Raw genomic sequence first — 15,980 nt, 5'->3', positions numbered from 1 at the left:
CATGCGCGTCTTCACCGTCATATCGGTTCTGCTGCTGACCGGCCTCGCGATGGTCTGGTCGGCCCTGCCGCCGCAAAGCAGCCTTGCCGCCGCTGTGTCAGGACCGATCCGAGAAGCCTCGCGGCAGGTGTCGGACTGGGCCCGGATCAACATTCGCCAAGGACTGGTGGAAAAGACCCCGGATTACGAAGCCGCCTCGCGCCGGTTTCTGGATGCCGACCCGCAGCGCGGGGTTGCCCTGATCCGGCTTCATGGCTGCGGCGCTTGCCACCGCGTGCCGGGGCTGCGCGATGCCCAAGGTACCGTTGGCCCTGATCTGCATGACTTCGCCCAACAATCCTATGTCGCGGGCGTTCTGCCGAACCGCCCCGGCGATCTGACCCGTTGGTTGATGAACCCACCCGCCCATAGCCCTGAGACCGCCATGCCGAACCTAGGCCTGAAACGTGACGAAGCGCGCGACATTGCCGCCTATCTTCTGGGATCGGAGGTGCGCGAATGAGCGAGACCGCACAGTCCACGCTTGGCGAATACGGCGTGCAATCCGCCCTCGCGCCAGAGGGGGTCGGTGCCACGGCGATCAACGGGCTGACCATCGGCATGACCGTGGCCTTTGGCGTGGTCTTCGTGTTGCTGCTGCTTTTCGTCTGGGGTGTCCTCGCTGGAAGGCTCGCCCCGCAAAAATGGTGGATTTGGGCAGGCGGCATCGCATTGCCGTTGGTCTCGGTGCTGATCCTGATGGGTTTCTCTACCGTCATCCTGCAACGCATCACCTCGGAAGACCCCGAAGCGCTGGTTATCGAAGTGACCGGCAAGCAGTTCTGGTGGGACGTGGTCTATGACCCCGAAGGCTGGGCCATGCGCGGTGCCAACGAGATCGTCATCCCCAAGGGCCGCCCTGTCACCTTTCGGCTGAAATCCAGCGACGTGATCCATTCCTTTTGGGTGCCAAAGCTCACCGGCAAGATGGACATGATCCCGGGGCGGGTGAACAGCCTGCCCGTCATGGCGACCGAGACGGGGCGCTTTCGCGGGCAATGTGCTGAGTTCTGCGGGCTGTCGCACCCCAAGATGGCCTTTGAGGTCGTCGTGATGGAGCCCGAAGACTTCGACGCTTGGATGCAACGCGGCAGTGGCGAGGCGCGAGACGCGGCCACCACGGAGTTGACCCGCGGGCGCGATGTCTTTGTCGAGGCGGGATGCCCCGCCTGCCATACCATCCGCGGCGTGGCTGAGACCGGAACGCTTGGGCCCGACCTGACCCGCGTGGGCGCGCGCGGCAGCCTTGGCGCGGGGATGTACCGCATGAACCAAGGCACGCTCGCGGGTTGGATCGCGGATCCGACCGCGATGAAACCGGGGGCCAAGATGCCTTCTTACAATCATCTGCCGGGGCCCGACCTGCGCGCGCTCTCGGCCTATCTGGCGAGCCTTAAATGACGGACCGTAAAGCATATGTCGTGGATCTGCCCGAGGATCAGACCTATTCCGGCAGCGCCAAGGGCGCGCCTGACAAGGGGTTCGAGCAGATTTGGGATTACCCGCCGGGCATCCGCTATCTGTCCTCGGTCAGCCACCGGGTGGTGGGCAAACGCTTCCTCGTCACTGGCTTCGTCTTTTTCCTGATCGCTGGTTTCCTCGCCCTGCTGGTGCGCACCCAACTCATCGTGCCGGACAACACCTTCCTCGATTCCGAGACCTACAATCAGGTCTTCACGATGCATGGCACGATCATGATGTTCCTCTTCGCGATCCCCATGCTTGAGGGGTTCGCGGTGCATCTCATCCCGCTCATGGTGGGCGCGCGCGACCTTGTGTTTCCGCGGCTCGGGGCCTTTGGCTATTACTGCTACCTGTTTGGCGGCATCATCGTGCTGTCGTCCTTCGTCTTCGACGCCGCCCCCGCGGGGGGCTGGTTCATGTATGTGCCGCTCTCGACCAGCGCCTATACGCAGGACCTCTCGGCGGATTTCTGGCTCATCGGCATCACTTTCGCCGAGATCGCCAGCGTGACCGCGGCGGTGGAGATCATCGCCGCGATCCTCTGCACCCGCGCGCCGGGGATGAGCCTCACCAAGATGCCGATCCTGATGTGGTATCTGCTGATCACCGCCTTCATGATCGCCGTGGGCTTCCCGCCGCTGATCATCGGCTCGATCCTTCTGGAGGCCGAGCGCCTTCTGGGCCTGCCCTTCTTCGACATCGCGCTTGGCGGCGATCCCCTGCTCTGGCAGCACCTGTTCTGGCTCTTTGGCCACCCCGAGGTCTACATCATCTTCCTGCCCGCCGCGGGCATGGTGGCGACGATGCTGCCGACCTTCGTGGGCAAGCCGCTTTTCGGCTACGGGTTTGCCGTGGCCGCGGTGGTGACGATGGGTTTCCTCAGCTTCGGCCTCTGGGCGCACCACATGTTCGCCACGGGCCTGCCGGTGATGTCGCTGACGCTGTTCTCGGCCGCCTCGACGATGGTGGCAATCCCGACGGGGGTGCAGATCTTCTGCTTCCTCGCCACGCTGGCGCAGGGAAAGCCGCGGATGGAGGTGCCGATGCTCTTCATCCTCGGCTTCCTGTTCATCTTCGTGTTGGGCGGCCTCACCGGCGTGATGGTGGCCGCGGTGCCCTTCAACCTGCAGGCCCATGACAGCTACTTCGTGGTGGCGCATCTGCACTACGTGCTGATCGGCGGCTTCGTCTTCCCGATGTTCGGCGCGCTCTACTACTGGATGCCGCATTTCACCGGGCGGATGATGTCGGACACGCTGGGCCGCTGGGTCTTTTGGCTGATGTTCATCGGCTTCAACGTAACCTTCTTCATGATGCATCTCACGGGCATGCGCGGCATGCCGCGGCGGATCGCCAGCTACCCCGAAGGGCTGGGCTGGGACCGGCTTAACATGCTGTCGTCGATCGGCTCCTACATTCTCGCCGCGGGCGTGGTGCTTTTTGTCTTCGACTTCTTTTGGCACCAGCGTCACGGGCTGCGCGCGCGGCGCAATCCTTGGGGCGCGGGCACGCTCGAATGGCTCTATCCGCCAATCCCGCCGGGGTTCAACTTCCACGCCATTCCCCCCGTCCGCTCGCGTGAGCCGCTTTGGGATCAGCCCGAGTTGCTGGACCGCCCGGCCCATAAGGTCGAAGGCGCGCTGCGCCCCACCACCGACCACCGGCGCGAGACTATGGGCAATGACCCAGTGACCGGCGCGCCGATGCAGATCGTGCGCCTGCCCCATCCAACATGGGTGCCGCTGATCACGGCCTTCGGGCTGGCGCTTGGCTTTGGCGCGACGCTGGCTTCGGCCTATTGGCTGGTGGCGGTCGGTTTCGCCATCGCGCTGGCGGGGATCACCGCGTGGATTTGGGAGCCGTCGGACAGCGGCGTGCTGCGCGACAGCGGCTTGGGCAAACTGCGCCTGCCGGTTAATATCGTCGATCCGCGCAGTCACCTGCATTTGGCGGTGGTGGGCACGATGCTGATCTCCGCCGCACTCTTCGCCTCCTTGCTCTTTGCCGGGCTTTACCTGTGGAACACCCAGCCCCATTGGGCCGAGACGACACCCGCCGCTGATCCGCTCATGGCGGGTCTGGCAGCCCTCGCCGCTCTGGGCCTGCTGCTGTTCAGTTGGGCCAGCCGCCGGGCGGCCTATGGGGCCAAGGTCAAATCGGTCATCGCCGTCGATCTGGGACTGGCCGTGGGCGCCATCGCCCTGGGCGCGCTGTTGTTCCTGTCGATCCAAGAGGTCGATCCCTATGGGTCGGCCTATGCCGCCGTGGGCTGGGCGCTTTTCGCCTTCGTCGCGGGATACCTTGCCGTGGTGCTCTACTGGTCGCTCATCAATGCGCTGCGCAAAGCCGTGGGCGCGGTCCAGCCGGGGCAGATGCTGCCCAACCTGCTCATCGCCACATTCGCCAAGGTGGTGGCCATCATGGGCGGGGTCACGGCGGCGGCCTATCTGCTGGCAGGAGGCGCGATATGAGAGGTCTGACCAAAGGCATCGCCAAACCGGCCCTGCTCTGGGCGCTGCATTTCACGCTGATCTACGCGCTGATCTCAGCCGCCTGCGCGCCGCGCGCACTGCTGGGGCAGGACCACCTGCTGATCATCGCCGTCGTGCTGACGCTTGCCATGGCGATGGTGCAAATCTTTTGGATGTGGCGGGGCGCACATAGCGGTCGGCGGTCGGACCTGAACCGGGATGAGACCGCCCTTCTGCGCGCGGGATGGTGGACCGGGCTGATCTCGCTCATCGCCACGCTGGCCAATCTAACCCCGGTGCTGATCCTGCCCGGCTGCCACGGATAGAGAGAGAGGAGACCCCTCATGCAACAGGACGCCTATACCCCATTCTGCGGCACACCGCCCCTCCCCGGAGAGCTTTTGACCCGCTGGACCCTCGACCCCTTTCTGCTGGTCGGGCTGGTGGCATTTGCGGCCCTGCTCTGGACGCGGGCCGAGCGGCGGGGCCAAGCGCTGAGCGGTGCGGCGCTGGTGGCCTTCTTGTTCATCTCACCGCTCTGCGCGGCCTCAATGGCGCTGTTCTCGGCCCGGGTGGGGCAACATATTCTGCTCACCCTCATCGCCGCACCGCTGATCGCGGCGGCACTGCCGAAAGTACGGCTGCCGCTCTGGCCCCTCGCCTTGGTCTTTGCCCTGCTGTTTTGGGGGTGGCACAGCCCGACGCCCTATGCGGCGACCTTGCAGTCCGACCTTGTCTATTGGGCGATGCATCTGTCGCTGACGGGCTGCGCGATTGCGCTTTTCATGGGGTTTCGCGGTGCCGGGGCGCAGGCGGCGGTGCCTGCGGTCTTTACCGCAGCACAGTTGACCGCTTTTGCGGTGACCCTCACCCTCGCCCCCACGGCGTGGCATGGCTGGCACGAGCTGACCGCCCTGCCCTATGGGCTTTCCGCCTTGGCTGACCAGCAACTGGCGGGCGCGTTGATGTGGGTCGCAGGCGGCGGGCTGTTCATGGTGCTGGTGGCGCTTCAAGTGCGGCAACTGCTGCGGCACGACAGCTTGGCCCAAAGCGCGGGCTGAGCGGGTTAGCCTGCCGCGAAGGCTTTGGTCAGGTCTTCCTGCCTGTCGCGCGGCAGAACCACGATCAGCACGTCGCCCGTTTGCATGGTGACATCCCGCCCCGGCAATTGCTCTTCCCCATCCCGGATCAGGGCCACAACGCGGCCTTGGCCCGGCAGGTCCAACCGCTCCCCGGCCAAACGCTCGGGCACGGTGACGCGGGTCAGCAGCAGATCATCCTGTAGCAGCGGCTCTTTCATTGCCTCGTCATCGCCGGTCAGCATATCCACGATGTCTTCGGCGACCTTGGCATGGGGGTTGATCACGTCGTCCAAGCCCAACTCGCAACAGACCCGCAGCAGCGCGTTCGAGGTGATCTGCGGGATCACGCGGCCATAGCCGATGGACCGACCAATGAGCGCCGCGAGGATGTTGATCTCGGAGGCATTGGTCACGGCGATGCACACGTCATCTTCGTCGCGGAACGCCTCGCGCAGCACATCGGGGTTGCTGCCGTCACCCTCTATCATGCCGCAGTCGATCCGCTCTGCCGCTTGTTCCAACAACTCGCGCGACTTGTCGATCAACACGACCTCGCGGTCGGTTTCGATCAACTCCTCCGCAATGGCGAGGCCAAAGCTCGACGCGCCGATGATGACGATACGCATGGGTAATCTCCTAACTCGGGCGGGTCCAACTGCGTGGCAGCAAAAGCGCCAGCACCGCGATGAATTCCAATCGGCCCAGCCACATGGCGAAGGCGACCGAGAGTTTCAGATCGCCGGGCATGTCCGCCCCCACCGCCCCGGTTGAGAGGCCCACGGTCGAAAGCGCTGAAATCGTGTCGAACAAGGCGGGCAACGGGGCATAGCCATGGGCCACGAAGTGAAACCACAAGAGCCCTGCAAAGCTGAAGTAGATGAGCACCAGCGCCAAAAGTGACACGACCGCTTCGGTCGACACGGGCCGGCCACTGTGGCGCAGGGGGGCGATGGCATGTTCCGTCAGCCGCACATGCTGCACCGCATGGACCACTGCCCCGATACAGACATGCAGACGGCTGAGCTTTAGCCCCCCCGCCGTCGATCCGGCATCGCCGCCCCAGAGCATCGCCAGCAACAGGATCAGCAAGGCAGGACCGGCATCATAGACCGGGCCCGTGGAAAACCCCGCCGTCGTCAGCCCCGAAATCAGGTTCAGCGCATGGGCGTAGAGGCTGAGCTCGCGATCTTGGGAGGTGGTCAGCACCGCGGCGAGGTAAATGACCAAGGCCACCGCAATCGCCACCAGCACCCGCTGGACCGAGCCGAGCTTCCAAGCCTCACGGTGCCGCCCCTGGCCGACAAAGACAAAGACCAGCAGCGATATCGCGCCCAAGACGCAGGACAGGATGACCATGCCCTGCCCCAGCGGAGAATAGCTGGCCAGACTGTCGGGGCGGGGCGAAAATCCTGCGGTCGAAATCGCGGCGAGGGTCAACACCAATGCCTCACGCCAATCGGGGATCACCAGCATGGTGAGCAGCACCATGACCAAGGTCAGCGCGCTATAGACAGTCAGAAGCTGCCGCGCCTGCTCTCGGGTCGATGAAATGCGATCCCCCTGCTGGATATCGACCCGCCCCAGACGCCGCGCCGGGCGGCCCCGCGGCAGCAGTAGGGCCAGCACCGCCGTAGCGATCACCAGACCGCCGCACCACTGCATCCAGCCGCGCAGGACATGGCCCGCGAAAGGCCAGCTTTCCGCCTCCTGCGCGACGGTAAGGCCGGTGGTGGTGATGCCGCTCACCGCCTCGAAAAACGCATCTATGGGGGGCATGCCAAGGGCAACGAAAGCGGGTGTGGTCAACAGCGCGGCGATGAGAAAGACCAAAGCCACGGTCATCATCGCCTCCATCCCGCGCAGATCATCGGGCAGCGGGCGCGACCGCACCGTGACATGCACCATGCCCGAGAGGACAACCGGCGCGAGCAAGACCAGCGCTAGCGGCAAGTCCCCCTCGGCCAAGGCCCAAGCACCGGGCGGCAGGCACAACGCGCCAAAGATCGGCGCGTGTTTGCCGAGGGTCAGCGCAATTACACGCGGCCGCGCGACGGTCATCACGGTCGAGGATCCCGACCGGAAGAAAGAGGCCGGGCGAATTGCCATCAGCTTGGGGCCATCTGTATCCGTAGTGGTGTAGCTTTATTCCGCATCAGGCGGCGTCTGTTGGTAGTATAGGGCAACCGCGCGGATTTCCTCATCGCTAAGCGATTTGGCGATGTCTTCCATGACGTTAAGCGGCCCATTCGCCCGGTCGCCGTTCTGCCAAGCCACCAGTTGATCGGCGATATACTGCGCCGATTGCCCCGCCAAACGCGGGATCGCCGCGCCGCTTGTGTCGCTGCCACCGTGACATTGGTTGCAGGCTGGCACGCTGTCACTGCCCGAGGCCGCAAGCGCGCCGCCCTGTTGCACCACATCCGGCGGGGCCCCGTGATCGAACTTGGACAGTTTCGGCGCGACGGAGGCGTAGTAATCCGCCACGGCCAAACGCTCTTCTTCGGTCAACTGCGTGGCGATGGGCACCATGATCGGGGAAAACCGTTCACCCGCCATGAAGGCCTGAAGCTGCGCTTCGATATAATCGGCAGGCAGCCCGGCCAGACCGGGCATTTCGCCCAAGCCTGCGCCTGCGTCATCCAGCCCGTGGCAGGCCATGCATTTCATGCCGACGCCGCCCTGCTGCGCGCCGCCCGAGGCGACGGTGCGGCCCAAAGCGGTATCCGGGGCACGTTCCACGCCGCCATCATCGGCGTCGTCGAAGAGCGGTGGCGGAGACTGCGCCGCGGCAGCACAGGCGACGAAGGTGGCAAAGGGAACAAGAATTGAAAGTCGCATGGTCTACCCCTCCTCCAGATCGGCGAACTCGGCCCGCATACGCTTGACCTCTTCGGCGGTGACATCGCCTTCGTAGTCATTGCCCAAGTTGGTTTGGATGTAGGACACGATGGCGGCGACCTGTTCATCATCCAGCCAATCGGCAAAGGCTGGCATGGCGCCATTGCCTTCAAGGATCAGGTTGACCGGATAGCGCTTGTGCCCCAGCCGTGGGTTGGCGGCCAAAGCGGGGTATTTCCCGGCGCCATATGCCCCCTCGCCCTCTGGCCCGTGACAGCCCGAACAGGCGCGGCGGTAAAGATCGGACCCCTCGCTATCGGTGAATTTCTCTGTGGTGGAGCCTAGATCACGCCGACCGGCATCGACCTGAGAATTGTCCTCCTGCGCAAGGCTCGGCGTGGCGAGCGCCATGAGCAGGGGAAAGATCAGATAACGCATGGTTCAACCCTCCTTCACCGCGCGGTCATGGACCTGTCGCACCGCATCCAGCGCAGAGAGCAGAGAGCCTTCCTGCCACCCCGGCAGATAGCTGATATGCTCCCCCGCGCAGACGAAACGGTTGTCCATGGTCGCGGCGATCTCATAATCGCGGCCCCGGTCATCCCAATCGGAGTAACAGCCCAGCATCCACGGCACCCGGTGCCAGCTCAGCACCACACCGCTGCTAAACTCATCGCGGTACTGCGGGTGGATCCGCGCGCCCTGCTCCAAGACGGTTTCCAGCCGCTCTTCGGGCGACATCGAGTTGAAGGCATAGGCATGGGGCCCATAGGCATAGCAGCCCAGCAGCACGCCCGGCCCATCGGAATGCATCTCAGCCGAAGGATAGCTGATCTCGGCAATCGGCAGGTCGGTCAGGGTGATGCCGCCGTAAATTTGCTCATCCCGTTCCCAAAAGCGGCGCTTCATCTCAAGTCCGGCTTTCACCGCCTCATGGTAATGCAGCGCCCGCATGACGCGGCGCATGTCGGCAGAGACATCGACATCAAGCTGGCTGAGCACGGTGAAGGGGATGGTGCAGATACAGTAATCCGCCGTTTCAACCCCGCCCTCGCCTTCGCCATCGGCGCTGGAATACTCCACCTCGACCCCGCTTTCGGTCTGCCGGATCCGGTCAACCTTGGCGTTATAGGTGATCGTATCCTCCACCTCACGGGCAAAGGCATGGGCGATCTCTTCCATGCCGCCCACGGGCTGGAACATCGGCGCATGGTGGCGGTAGGTCGTGTGGTTGCGCATCTTCTCCCAAAAGCGGGATTTCAGCAGGTCTTCCAAGGCAATCGGCTCAGAAGGTTCAGGCGCGGCGTTGTAAAGCCCCCCGCCCGGCGCGCCATTCTCAGGATAGCCGCGGTATTCAGCGGTATCGAGACTGGCCTCATAGCTGTAATCATTGTTCAGGATGCCAAAGGATTTCAGGGATTCCAAAAGGATCTCAGTGTCCTCTTTGGTCAGCGCGCTATCAAGCCGCCCTTTATCGACCGATTTGGCCAGCAATTCCGTGATCTGGCCCACGTAATCCGCCCAAGCATGGCCATAGCGAATTGGTCTGCCGTCGAATGCCGTTTGCGAATGGAGATAGGCGTTTTGGTTTTCCTGAACGAATACTTCCAGCGGCACGTTCAACCGGTGGCAATAGTCCAAGAGCGCCAGATGGTGATGCGGAATGCGCCACGGGCCGATGTTGATATATTGCCCTTTGGAGAATTCGACCTTTTGCTTATAGCCGCCCAATTCTTCGAATTCATCGCCGCCTTTGAGGGTCCAACAGCGGCCCCCGGCGCGCTTTTGATACTCTAGGATGCTGACTTCGTAGCCCGCGTTGCGCAGTTCCAGCGCGGCGCACATGCCCGCAAGACCCGCCCCCAGCACAACAACCTTGCGCCCCTGAGGCGCGCCGGAAAGTTCGATGGGGCCTTTGTAAGGGCTTTGCCGGGCATGCCCGAGGGAGGACATGGCGTGCAGCATGGTGGAGGAACCAGCGGCCAGACCGATCATTTTCAAAAGATCGCGCCGTGATGGGGGCCGGACGTTGGAGGGGTGGGACATAAAGACCGCTCCTATTTCAGGTAAATTTTTTGACCAATTAACGAAAGAACGCCCGCCGTTGGTCATTGTTCCAAGAAGGTCGGAAAAATCACGATCCGCCGCGCTTGAGTTTCATTGCATCAAGCAGGACATTGACCTGCGCGGCGTCCTGCGGCGGCACGAGGCCGGTCGCATCTTTGCCTTCCAAGGTGTCCAAAAAAGGCTCCACCCCCTCGCCCGCATCAAGCGGGGGAAGCTCTATGCTCTCGACCGGTTTCTGCTGGCCTCTGCGACCGAAATCCAGCACGCCCGCCCGCAACCGCGCCCAACCGGCCTCGCCCACGATGTCCAACTCAAGGCGCATTTCGCTATCCGTCCAGCCTGCCTCAACCACGCCGGTGGCGGGTGGGGTCGCGAAATGGATCAGGGCCGCGCCGTGGTCATCCACCGGCCAACCAAGCGCGTTGCCCGTGACCGCATGGCCCGAGGCGATGGGGCCGACGAGCCATTGCAAAAGGTCGATGACATGCACCGCCTCATCCACGAACCCGCCATAGCAGGCGCGCGCCGGGTCGGTCATCCAGCAATCGAGGTCGAGCCAATCGGCATAGCCGCCGTCATGGGAAAAGCGTCCGCGGGCCTCTAACACCCGGCCCAATGCGCCCCGCGCGATACTCTCGTGCAGCTGGTTGAGCGCAGCGGATTTGCGCAGGAAATACCCCGTCGCCAAGACCAAGCCCTTTTCGCAGGCCAAGTCAGCACAGCGGCGCGCCGCTTCGGCGCTGCCCGCCATCGGCTTTTCGACAAAAACCGGCAGACCGGCGTTCAGAGCGGCGGTGATGTCCTCCTCATGAAACACCGTTTCGCTGCACACAATTGCGCCGCGCATATCCAATCGGGCAAGGTCAGACAAGGCCACCCCGCTGGCCTTGAACTGGCCACAAAGCGCCTCTTGGCGGGCCTCATCCCGGTCGAAAACATGCGAGACGCGCCAGCCGCGCTGTTCGATATGCGCCAGATGGTCGGACAGATGCACATGCGCCCCGCCGAGCAGAACCAAATTCTTGTCAGTTGTCATAACTGTTTCCCCCCGCATCAATCGCCCAACAGAAAACGTGACAGCGTGATCTGAACCGCGAAAACAGTGTCGCCGCCTTCGGTGTGGTTCACGTAGCTGAGCAATGACGCATCGAGCGGCGCGTTGCCCTCGTCGAGATCGTAGTTCACCCCGACCTCATAGCCCGTATAATCCAGAATATCGTCCCGCTCGACAAAGGCATAGGCATCAACGCGGTCGTTGAACGTATAGCCGCCTTCGAGCTTATAGACCCAATCGCCCCACTCCGGCTCGACCCCCAGATCGACGGTGGCCCGCCACTCTTCGCTCACGCTATAGTCGAATTTGCCATGCAACTCGCCGCGCACATCGCCCGTCTCATCGCGCAGAAAGCGGGTGTAATAGGCGTCATAGGCCAGTTTCTCCGTGAGATCGCCACGGTGGCCCAGCGTCAGTTCGAATTGCGCGTCATCCCTTGGGTCGTCCAGCGATAGAACGAGGGCATGGAAATAGGCCGGGCCATAGGCGACCTCCGCAAAAGCCTCGATCTCCGCGCTTTCGGCGGCACCGGGGCCATCGTTGAGACGGTAAAAGAATTTCGGCGTGACGCCCACCTCTAGGCTCCAATCCGAGGCGGAGGTGTTCCGCTCCATCTCTGGGGCTGTGGTGGTTGTCTGATCCACCGTTTGCGCCAAGGCCCCAGCGGGGGCCAGAAGGCATATGAGCGATAGGGTTTTGTGAAACTGTGGCATCCTTTTCTGCCTTTCTATGAAATCGGTCAATATTCGCGGGGTCTAATCTGCCCCTTCTGCGTGCGTGAGATGGCGCCCGGAAAATGCCCGGGCGATACGAAAAAGCAGCGCGATTTTCTCGCGCTGCTTTGCCGTTCACTTCTCTTGCTTCACCACCTTTTGCGGGTTCTTTGGGTCGAACTCCTCGGGGCGGTGCGCCGCGCCCTCGTGGTCGTCCTGCGCATTGTGGCGCTCACGATGGGGCGGGCGTTTCTCTTTGGCGTGATCTGGCTCGTTTGGCATGTCACTCTCCTTTTTTGCTATGCAGCGGCCTGCATGCCGGGTTTGAGGACCACTTTGGTCCAGTCGTTCTGATCGAAGCGGAAGTTGTGATAGCCCTTGGCGGCCTGCTCCAGCGGCAGGCGGTGGCTGATCATGAAGCGGGTGTCGATCTCGCCCTCGGCGATGCGGTGCAACAGCTCCTTGGTGTAGCGCTGCACATGGGTCTGGCCGGTGCGGATTTGCAGACCTTTCTCCATCATCGCGCCCAAGGGGAACTTGTCGAGGAAGCCGCCATAGACACCGGGCACCGAGACGCGACCGCCCTTGCGGCAGGCCATGATCGCTTCACGCAGCACATGGCCCCCATCGGCACCGACGCCGACCGCTTGTTTGACGTTGTCCATCATCGTATCGGGCGCGAAACCGTGGCTTTCCATGCCGACCGCATCAATCACCGCATCGGGGCCGTGACCGCCCGACATCTCCATCAGCGCCTCCAGCACATGGGTCTGGGTGTAGTCGATGACCTTCGCCCCCATCTGCCGCGCGAGGTTCAGCCGGTTCGGGTAGTGGTCGATCGCGATGACCTGCGCGGCCCCCATCTTGAGCGCGCTTTGCACGGCGAAAAGCCCCACCGGGCCGCAGCCCCAGACGGCGACGGTGTCGCCCTCTTCGATGTCGGCGTTTTCGGCGGCCATCCAGCCGGTCGGCAGGATATCCGACAGGAACAGCACATCGTCATCGTCGAACCCTTCGGGAATGACGATCGGCCCCACATCAGAGAAAGGCACCCGCACATATTCTGCCTGTCCGCCGGGATAGCCGCCGGTCAGATGAGAATAGCCAAACAACCCGCCGACCGCATGGCCGAATTGCTTTTCGGTCAAATCCTGTTTGTCCGCCGGGTTGGAGTTGTCGCAGGCCGAATACTGGGTCTTTTTACAGTGAAAGCAGGAGCCGCAGGAAATGGTGAAAGGCACCACCACCCGCTGGTCTTTCTTAAGGGTGCTCTTGGGGCCGGTCTCGACCACCCGGCCCATGAACTCATGGCCCAGAATATCGCCCGCCATGACGCCGGGGATCACGCCATCATAAAGGTGCAGGTCAGAGCCACAGATCGCGGTCGAGGTGACCTCGATAATGGCGTCGCGGGGGTTGACGATTTCCGGGTCGGGGACCGTATCGACCCGCACGTCGTGCTTGCCTTGCCATGTCAATGCGCGCATGTCTCTCTCCTCACTTGTCCGATTTGCGATTGGCGGAGGTGGCGATTTCGCCTGTCTCCATCAGCATTTTGAACCGCTTCAAATCCCGCCGCCCCTGAAGCGCGGGTTCGGCCTGAAACAGCTTGGCGATCCAGCGCCCCAGCTCCCCGGCGGGCGGGTTATAGGCGATGATCGCCTCCACCTCGGTGCCCCGGTCGCCCGGCGCGTCGCGGAACGAGACTTTGCCCTCGGTATCAATCTGCGAACTGTCGAGGGCGCGCCACGCGATCTCTTCCCCCGGTTTGTCACTGACCACCTCGGTCTCGACCCGCAGGTCTGTCCCCGCCGGGCCTGCGATCATCCAACGGAACTGACCCTTCGCGGCGTCGATCGGCTCGACCGCCTTCACGTTCTCCATGAACTCTGAGAGACTTGTGAAGTCGCGCCAGTGGCGGTAGAGTTCGTCACGCGGACGGTCGATCGTCACCGTGCGTCCGACAACGGCATAATCCCCGAAACGCGCCTGTTTCGCACTGCGCCCGGGCGCGGAATCTGCTGGCCGATGGCTCAGCCCGTCACGATCCCGCCGCGCGGCGTAGAGCGCATAGGCAGACGCCCCGGCAAGCGCACCGACGCCGAGCCCCCAGAACAGAGAGCTTTGCCGCTCTGTCAGCGCGTCCCGCGCGCCCTCAGCGGCGCTGCGTTGGTCGTAAGGATAAGATGTCATCAAGAAACCTCCTGTTGCTGAATATGGCAGACCGAGTGTTTCAACTGGAACGCGAGGGTCGCAGCAGGTGTTCCGAAGAAGTGGCTCCAAAGCGCGGCTCCGGCGGAAATCAACCGATCGCGCACGGGGGGCGCGCTGCCAGTAACAGGAACCTTTCGGGAAACCGCCCGTTGGTCCCCTGCGATCCGGCCCAAAGGAATAATGTAATGACGCCCCGCGAAACTACGCCCCATGGTGCCAAAGGCGTGGACAATTCAATTGTTTTGAAAATCTTGATCCCCCTCGCTGCCCTAAGCCTGCTCGCCGCTTGCGACGACCTGCGGTTCCCTCGGGATGTGGAAGACACCCTCGAAACCGTTCTCTCCGACCAGAAAATGACCGTGGCGGTATCGGAAAACCCACCATGGGTCGTGCTGGCAGACGGCCAGCCGCCGCAGGGGGTCGAAGCCGAACTGACCCGTGCCTTCGCCGAAACCTTGGGGGTGGCCATCGAGTGGAAACACCTCGGCGCCTTCGCAGCGTTGGAGGGGTTGGAGAAGGGCGACATCGACCTCGCCATCGGGGGTTTCACCCGCAAGGACGTGACCCCGGTAAAAGGTGCCGCGCCGAGTTACCCCTATTTCGAGGAGTCCTTTGTCATCGGCAGCCGGGGGCCAGACGCCCTGCCCCATGACATCGAAGGCCAACGCGTTTTCGTACCGCCCCACCTGCCCCTTGCCGCGCTGGTTGAAAAGGAAGGTGGCATTCCGGTGGATCAATGGGCGGAAGGTCTCAACCTCGCCGCCGTCCCCCATTGGCAACTTGATGAGAAAGACCTTACCGCCACCGAAACCACGCTACAGCGGGCGCAGCATGTCGTTGCCGTGCAGCAGGGCGAAAACGCTTGGCTGATGGAGATCGAAGGCTTTCTTCGAGATGAGGCCGGAACCATCGGGGCGCGTTTGCGCGCATCCGCCCCATGACCCGCTCCATCCGCACCATGCCCGAGGCGCAGAAGAAGGCGCTGCACCGCGCGCGCTGGCTTGAGGTCATCTGGATTGCGGTCTTGGGGTCGATCGTGGCGGCGATCTATTTTGCAGTGGGTAGCAGCCAAGCGATGAAAACCGCGTGGATCGAAGACCTGCTCAGCTTCGTGCCGCCCATTGCCTTTCTGGTTGGCTCGTGGATCGAAGGATGGAAGCCCAACCGCCGTTTCCCACTGGGCTATATCCGCGTCACATCAATCGCTTACCTGATCAGCGCCGTGTCGCTCGGCGGGGTCGGGATTTTTCTTATCGTCGACTCGTCCATCGCGCTCATCAAACAGGAGCACCCCACCATCGGCAGTGTCGAGCTTTTCGGCACCACCATTTGGTTCGGCTGGGTGATGATCGCGGCGCTGGCCTATAGCGTCGTGATGCCGGTCATTTTCGGCCACCTGAAAATGAAGCCCGCCAAGATGCTCCATGACAAGACGCTCTATGCCGATGCCATGATGAACAAGGCAGATTGGATGACAGGGCTTGCCGGGATCGTGGGCATCCTTGGGATCGGGATGGGCTGGTGGTGGGCCGATGCGGTCGCGGCCATCGTGATCGCCTTGGACGTGCTGCACGACGGTTTCAAACACACCGGCGCGGCAATCCGGGACCTCAGCGATGAGATGCCGCGCACGATAGAGGATAAAGAGTTCGACCCGCTGATCGAAGAGGTGCAAAATACTTTCAACGCGCTGCCATGGGTCGGCGAAAGCCGCCTGCGCCTGCGCGAAGAAGGGCGCTTTCTGACCGGCACGATCTATGTCGTGGCGCATGAAAACGGTGCTACGCCCGAGAGGGTCGAGGCGGCGGAGGCCGAACTGCTCGACCTGCATTGGCGCATTCACGACATCTCGATCATGCCACGGACTGAGATTGCAGAGTCGGTCACGATTGAAGGGGCGGATGACGGCACTCTGCCGCTGCGGTCCGGCGCCCGGCGGCGTCCGGTGGGGTGACCGGGGGCGCATCGCGTCCAAAATAAACCTGACCTACAGACACGCCCCCGGATTGCGTTTGCCCCGCGCCATCGCACGCGGGGC

At 63.0% G+C, this 15,980-nt stretch carries 17 protein-coding genes; 7 read left to right on the top strand and 10 right to left on the bottom strand.

Annotated elements, in window-relative coordinates:
* The first annotated feature begins 1 nt into the window (after position 1).
* The 5 genes from ACGYLO_RS08810 to ACGYLO_RS08790 are packed head-to-tail and all read left to right on the top strand — an operon-like array spanning position 2 to position 5,035.
* Entirely contained in the window at positions 2-502 is a 501-nt protein-coding gene (locus ACGYLO_RS08810) for a cytochrome c family protein (RefSeq protein WP_271689216.1), read from the top strand.
* Complete coding sequence (gene coxB / locus ACGYLO_RS08805; protein ID WP_271689215.1) at positions 499-1,440, top strand: cytochrome c oxidase subunit II; 942 nt, start codon at positions 499-501, stop codon at positions 1,438-1,440. The genes ACGYLO_RS08810 and coxB overlap by 4 nt, the downstream gene beginning before the upstream one ends.
* The gene (gene ctaD, locus ACGYLO_RS08800) at positions 1,437-3,974 is read left to right on the top strand and encodes a cytochrome c oxidase subunit I (protein WP_271689214.1); all 2,538 of its coding nucleotides are present in this window, start codon (positions 1,437-1,439) and stop codon (positions 3,972-3,974) included. The genes coxB and ctaD overlap by 4 nt, the downstream gene beginning before the upstream one ends.
* Positions 3,971-4,300 carry a hypothetical protein gene (locus tag ACGYLO_RS08795; RefSeq protein WP_271689213.1) on the top strand — a complete coding sequence of 110 codons (330 nt, stop codon included), beginning with the start codon at positions 3,971-3,973 and terminating at the stop codon, positions 4,298-4,300. Before ctaD ends, ACGYLO_RS08795 begins: the two co-directional genes overlap by 4 nt.
* 18 nt (positions 4,301-4,318) lie before the next feature.
* Positions 4,319-5,035 (top strand): cytochrome c oxidase assembly protein, encoded by a 717-nt coding sequence (locus ACGYLO_RS08790; protein ID WP_271689212.1) that lies wholly within the window; start codon positions 4,319-4,321, stop codon positions 5,033-5,035.
* 5 nt (positions 5,036-5,040) lie between these two features.
* Here the strand turns inward: ACGYLO_RS08790 and ACGYLO_RS08785 are convergent, their stop codons facing one another.
* The 10 genes from ACGYLO_RS08785 to ACGYLO_RS08740 form a co-directional block, all read right to left on the bottom strand.
* Positions 5,041-5,682, bottom strand: coding sequence for a TrkA family potassium uptake protein (locus ACGYLO_RS08785; RefSeq protein ID WP_271689211.1), 642 nt, complete (start codon positions 5,680-5,682; stop codon positions 5,041-5,043).
* A gap of 10 nt (positions 5,683-5,692) precedes the next feature.
* Complete coding sequence (locus tag ACGYLO_RS08780; RefSeq protein WP_271689210.1) at positions 5,693-7,162, bottom strand: TrkH family potassium uptake protein; 1,470 nt, start codon at positions 7,160-7,162, stop codon at positions 5,693-5,695.
* Positions 7,163-7,198: 36 nt separating this feature from the next.
* Positions 7,199-7,894, bottom strand: coding sequence for a c-type cytochrome (locus ACGYLO_RS08775; RefSeq protein ID WP_271689209.1), 696 nt, complete (start codon positions 7,892-7,894; stop codon positions 7,199-7,201).
* A gap of 3 nt (positions 7,895-7,897) precedes the next feature.
* Positions 7,898-8,332, bottom strand: coding sequence for a cytochrome c (locus tag ACGYLO_RS08770; RefSeq protein WP_209217580.1), 435 nt, complete (start codon positions 8,330-8,332; stop codon positions 7,898-7,900).
* A 3-nt stretch (positions 8,333-8,335) separates the two neighbouring features.
* Entirely contained in the window at positions 8,336-9,940 is a 1,605-nt protein-coding gene (locus ACGYLO_RS08765; protein WP_271689208.1) for a flavin monoamine oxidase family protein, read from the bottom strand.
* A gap of 88 nt (positions 9,941-10,028) precedes the next feature.
* Positions 10,029-10,997 (bottom strand): Gfo/Idh/MocA family protein, encoded by a 969-nt coding sequence (locus tag ACGYLO_RS08760; RefSeq protein WP_271689207.1) that lies wholly within the window; start codon positions 10,995-10,997, stop codon positions 10,029-10,031.
* Positions 10,998-11,014: 17 nt separating this feature from the next.
* Positions 11,015-11,728, bottom strand: coding sequence for a hypothetical protein (locus tag ACGYLO_RS08755; RefSeq protein ID WP_276154455.1), 714 nt, complete (start codon positions 11,726-11,728; stop codon positions 11,015-11,017).
* Between the two features lie 135 nt (positions 11,729-11,863).
* Positions 11,864-12,010, bottom strand: a complete 147-nt coding sequence (locus tag ACGYLO_RS08750) for a hypothetical protein (RefSeq protein WP_156505615.1) — start codon at positions 12,008-12,010, stop codon at positions 11,864-11,866.
* Between the two features lie 17 nt (positions 12,011-12,027).
* The gene (locus ACGYLO_RS08745; protein WP_271689205.1) at positions 12,028-13,215 is read right to left on the bottom strand and encodes a zinc-dependent alcohol dehydrogenase; all 1,188 of its coding nucleotides are present in this window, start codon (positions 13,213-13,215) and stop codon (positions 12,028-12,030) included.
* Between the two features lie 10 nt (positions 13,216-13,225).
* On the bottom strand, positions 13,226-13,921 hold the full coding sequence (locus ACGYLO_RS08740) for an SRPBCC family protein (RefSeq protein ID WP_271689204.1): 696 nt from the start codon (positions 13,919-13,921) through the stop codon (positions 13,226-13,228).
* Positions 13,922-14,127: 206 nt separating this feature from the next.
* Between ACGYLO_RS08740 and ACGYLO_RS08735 the strand changes: the two genes are divergently transcribed.
* Entirely contained in the window at positions 14,128-14,883 is a 756-nt protein-coding gene (locus tag ACGYLO_RS08735) for a transporter substrate-binding domain-containing protein (protein WP_271689203.1), read from the top strand.
* Positions 14,880-15,896, top strand: coding sequence for a cation transporter (locus tag ACGYLO_RS08730; protein WP_271689202.1), 1,017 nt, complete (start codon positions 14,880-14,882; stop codon positions 15,894-15,896). The genes ACGYLO_RS08735 and ACGYLO_RS08730 overlap by 4 nt, the downstream gene beginning before the upstream one ends.
* Positions 15,897-15,980 lie beyond the last annotated feature (84 nt).

The sequence above is a fragment of the Sulfitobacter sp. 1A13353 genome (genome assembly GCF_043557255.1).
GTDB lineage: Bacteria > Pseudomonadota > Alphaproteobacteria > Rhodobacterales > Rhodobacteraceae > Sulfitobacter > Sulfitobacter faviae.
Note: the sequence above shows the minus strand (reverse complement) of the source record. Positions and strands in the feature narration are given on the sequence as shown.

Bases quoted from the DNA above. Each gene is read 5' to 3' on its own strand.
- ACGYLO_RS08735 (WP_271689203.1), top strand. From the start codon at position 14,128: ATGACGCCCCGCGAAACTACGCCCCATGGTGCCAAAGGCGTGGACAAT.
- ACGYLO_RS08745 (WP_271689205.1), bottom strand. From the start codon at position 13,215: ATGCGCGCATTGACATGGCAAGGCAAGCACGACGTGCGGGTCGATACG.
- ACGYLO_RS08770 (WP_209217580.1), bottom strand. From the start codon at position 8,332: ATGCGTTATCTGATCTTTCCCCTGCTCATGGCGCTCGCCACGCCGAGC.
- ACGYLO_RS08765 (WP_271689208.1), bottom strand. From the start codon at position 9,940: ATGTCCCACCCCTCCAACGTCCGGCCCCCATCACGGCGCGATCTTTTG.
- ACGYLO_RS08755 (WP_276154455.1), bottom strand. From the start codon at position 11,728: ATGCCACAGTTTCACAAAACCCTATCGCTCATATGCCTTCTGGCCCCC.
- ctaD (WP_271689214.1), top strand. From the start codon at position 1,437: ATGACGGACCGTAAAGCATATGTCGTGGATCTGCCCGAGGATCAGACC.
- ACGYLO_RS08730 (WP_271689202.1), top strand. From the start codon at position 14,880: ATGACCCGCTCCATCCGCACCATGCCCGAGGCGCAGAAGAAGGCGCTG.
- ACGYLO_RS08795 (WP_271689213.1), top strand. From the start codon at position 3,971: ATGAGAGGTCTGACCAAAGGCATCGCCAAACCGGCCCTGCTCTGGGCG.
- ACGYLO_RS08750 (WP_156505615.1), bottom strand. From the start codon at position 12,010: ATGCCAAACGAGCCAGATCACGCCAAAGAGAAACGCCCGCCCCATCGT.
- ACGYLO_RS08760 (WP_271689207.1), bottom strand. From the start codon at position 10,997: ATGACAACTGACAAGAATTTGGTTCTGCTCGGCGGGGCGCATGTGCAT.
- ACGYLO_RS08790 (WP_271689212.1), top strand. From the start codon at position 4,319: ATGCAACAGGACGCCTATACCCCATTCTGCGGCACACCGCCCCTCCCC.
- coxB (WP_271689215.1), top strand. From the start codon at position 499: ATGAGCGAGACCGCACAGTCCACGCTTGGCGAATACGGCGTGCAATCC.
- ACGYLO_RS08775 (WP_271689209.1), bottom strand. From the start codon at position 7,894: ATGCGACTTTCAATTCTTGTTCCCTTTGCCACCTTCGTCGCCTGTGCT.
- ACGYLO_RS08740 (WP_271689204.1), bottom strand. From the start codon at position 13,921: ATGACATCTTATCCTTACGACCAACGCAGCGCCGCTGAGGGCGCGCGG.
- ACGYLO_RS08810 (WP_271689216.1), top strand. From the start codon at position 2: ATGCGCGTCTTCACCGTCATATCGGTTCTGCTGCTGACCGGCCTCGCG.
- ACGYLO_RS08785 (WP_271689211.1), bottom strand. From the start codon at position 5,682: ATGCGTATCGTCATCATCGGCGCGTCGAGCTTTGGCCTCGCCATTGCG.
- ACGYLO_RS08780 (WP_271689210.1), bottom strand. From the start codon at position 7,162: ATGGCAATTCGCCCGGCCTCTTTCTTCCGGTCGGGATCCTCGACCGTG.